The sequence below is a fragment of the Streptomyces alanosinicus genome, assembly GCF_014650595.1.
GTDB classification, from domain to species: Bacteria; Actinomycetota; Actinomycetes; order Streptomycetales; family Streptomycetaceae; genus Streptomyces; species Streptomyces alanosinicus.
Genome location: NZ_BMVG01000113.1, coordinates 1 through 3,381, shown reverse-complemented (window position 1 = coordinate 3,381; position 3,381 = coordinate 1). Strand labels below are relative to the sequence as shown.

Annotated in this window: 2 protein-coding genes; both read left to right on the top strand. The window is 68.6% G+C overall.

The window, feature by feature from the left end; translation table 11 throughout:
- Positions 1 to 20: 20 nt before the first annotated feature.
- Complete coding sequence (locus IE277_RS46370; protein ID WP_189960129.1) at positions 21 to 1,079, top strand: tyrosine-type recombinase/integrase; 1,059 nt, start codon at positions 21 to 23, stop codon at positions 1,077 to 1,079.
- Positions 1,076 to 3,381 (top strand): tyrosine-type recombinase/integrase (locus IE277_RS46365; protein WP_229882595.1); only part of this gene is annotated, 2,306 nt, incomplete at its 3' end. The genes IE277_RS46370 and IE277_RS46365, both read left to right, overlap by 4 nt.

The window sequence follows — 3,381 nt, the reverse complement described above, 5'->3', positions numbered from 1 at the left end:
CGTGGGGTGTCGCGTTGAGCGTGTTCGTGACGGTGTTGTCGGAGAAGTGGCCGGTGCTGGACCGGCATGAGCGGGCGGCCGAGTGGCTGCAGATCTGGTCGGATCTGGGCCGGGCGCCCCGGACGATCGACGCGTACGCTCGCGGCCTGGGCGAGTTCCTGCTGGCGTGCGAGCGCGACGGGATCGACCCGGAGACCGCCAACCGCAGCCACATTGCCGCGTTCGTACGGGAGTTGAGGACACGCCCGAGTCGCAGCGGGGCGAACGTTCTGGCTCTGGACTCGGGGGCGGGCCTGGCCAACGCCACCCTGCAGCAACGGCTGGTGCCAGTCCGGCTGTTCTACGACTTCCTCGTCGAGGAAGGGGTGCGCGAGTCGAACCCTGTGGGCCGTGGCCGCTACACCCCGGGGCGGGGCCGTGGCGGCGGGACGGCGCGGGGACTGGTGCCGCGGCTGGTGAAACTGCCCTGGATCCCGGCCGAGGCCGAGTGGCTGCAGGTCCTGGAGGTCTTCCGGGCCGAGCCGATTCGCAACCGGCTGATGCTGGCGCTCGCCTACGATGCGGCGCTTCGCCGGGAAGAACTGTGTGCCTTGCGGAGCGACGACATCGATCCGGCCCACCGCACGTTGCGGGTCCGGGCAGAGACCACCAAGACCCGGCAGGAGCGGATGGTGCCCTACTCGGCATCCACCGGAGTGCTGCTGGGCGAGTATCTGCGCCATCGCGCCACGTTGTCACGGGCCCGTGGGCCGCTGTTCCTCTCGGAATCACGGCGCAATGCGGCCCAACCGCTGACCCTGTGGACCTGGTCGAAGGTCGTGCGCCGGCTCGCGCTCGCCGCCGAAGTGCCGCGCTTCTCCACCCACACCACACGGCACCTGTGTCTGACGGACCTGGCCCGAATGGGCTGGGAAGTGCACGCGATCGCCTCGTTCGCCGGACACCGCAGCACCGAGTCAACCTTGCGCTACATCCATCTGTCCGGCCGTGAGCTCTCCGCCCGGCTGAACTCCTCGATGTCGCATCTGCACGCCTGGAGGGTCGGGATGCTCACCGGCACGGACAGGACGGCACAGTGATCCCTGCCCAGGCCCGTCCGCCGGTCCTCGGGCTGATGTCCCCGACCGGGGGCCCGGCCCTGTTCGCGACGGACGGTTTCGATCGCCGACCGCAGCTGCTGGAGGAGGAGGTCGCGGCTTTGGCCGCACTTGACCTGCAGGCCCTTCGTCGGCTGCGGGCCCGTGGGGTCCCACGCCGGACGGCGGTGCACTGGCGGGCCCTATCCCGGCTGGTCGATCCGCTCGACCGGGCCCGCGCCGCCCTTCACGACGATGGTGAGGTGCGTCATCGTCGGGCCGGATCGCAGGCGGCGGCGGTCGTGCTTGCCAACTGCCGGATGCTGCAGCGCACTTGGTGGGGCTGGACCACATGGGACTGGGCCCGGCTGTGTTGCTCCAGCAGCGCCGAGTTCCGCGCCGCCCAGGAGTTGCCGACCGACACCACCGTGCGCCCGTATCTGATCGCGTTGGGCCATCTCCTCGGTGACTTCACCGACTTCCAGCATCTGGGCAACTTCAACCGGCTCTACCTGGCCCAGCTCGTGTTCGGCACCGAGGCTGTCGAGGCGGCGATGGACGAGGTCGCGGTGGTCGCGGACCGCTGGGGATATCGCAGTCAGAACCGTGAGGACGGCCGCTACCGGCTGCCCGGTGTCCTGGCCCAGGCACTGCTGATCAACCGCAGTCCCCGGATCGAGGACCTGACCACCGAGGCGTTCGCCCGTCTGCACGCTCACCCGGCCACCAGCACACGCTACTCGGCCGGGTTCTTCGCGCTACAGAAGATCGTGGCCGATCTCGGGCACTGCCAGACCCCCGTCCGCCCCGGCTTCAATCACGCGCCCACGCTCGCGGGGGTCCCCGAGCCATGGTCGTCCTATCTGCAGCGGTGGTACGACACCTCCCCCCTCACCGTGAACGTCCGCAACAACATCCGCACGAACATGGCCAAGACCGGCCGCTGGCTCGCCGCCGAGCATCCCCAAGCCGTCGATCCTGCGCACTGGACGCGGACGACCTGCGCGAACTGGGTCGCGGCGGTCGACAAGATGGCCGTCGGAGACTATGTCCAGCGCACCGATCACCTCCACGAACGCCTCGGCGATCCGATCGCTCCACGCACCAAGTCTCATATCCTCATGGGCACTCGCATGTTCCTGCGCGACCTGCAGGAATGGGAGTGGATCCCACGGCGCTTCGATCCCGCCCGGGCCCTGGCGGTGCCCCGCACCATCGCCGCGCTGATCGCCACCGACCCCCGAGTCATCGCCGACGAGACCTGGGCCAAGCTGTTGTGGGCCGGGCTCAACCTCGAGGCGAAGGATCTTCCCGGCACGTCCGTCGGCAGCTACTACCCCCTTGAGTTGATCCGTGCTCTTGCTCTGACCTGGCTGTTCTCCGGCCTGCGCAGTGACGAGATCTCTCGGCTCAGGGTCGGCTGCGTCCGCTGGCAGCACGAGGGACAGTCCATCGACGGCGGCTCCCGTGAAGTCCTGGCTGAACAAGCCGTCTGCCTGCTCGACGTCCCCGTCCACAAGACCGGCACCGCCTTCACCAAGCCCGTCGACCCGATCGTCGGCCAGGCCATCGACGCCTGGCAGGCCCTGCGGCCCGCCCAGCCCAAGCGTCTCGACGCCAAGACCAATGAGCACGTTGACCTGCTCTTCTCCATCCGCGCCCATCCGGTCGCCAAGAACTACATCAACCGCACCCTGATCCCCTCGCTCTGCGAGAAAGCCGGAGTGCCCACAGCCGACGTCCGAGGCAACATCACCAGCCACCGGGCCCGCTCGACCATCGCCAGCCAGCTCTACAACGCCAAGGAGCCGATGACCCTCTTCGAGTTGCAGGCATGGCTCGGACACCGCAGCCCGACCAGCACTCAGCACTACGCGAAGATCACCCCGAACACCCTGACCAGGGCCTACACCGAGGCCGGATACTTCTCCCGCAACCTACGAACCATCGAGGTACTCGTCGACCGGGACGCCGTCACCTCCGGCGCCGCGACCGGCGGCGAACCCTGGCAGCACTACGACCTCGGGCATGGCTACTGCACCTACAGCTTCTTCGAGCAGTGCCAGCACCGGATGGCCTGCGCACGCTGCGACTTCTACACCCCGAAGGACTCGAGCAAGGCCCAACTCCTCGAAGCCAAGGCATACTTGCAGCGGATGCTCGTGTCCATCCCACTGACCGACGACGAACGCGCAGCCGTCGACGACGGACAGACCGCGATCAACTCCCTCCTCGACCGCCTCGCCGAGGTCCCCACCCCAGCCGGCCCCACCCCGCGCGAACTCGGCCGTCCCCTCCTGCCGAT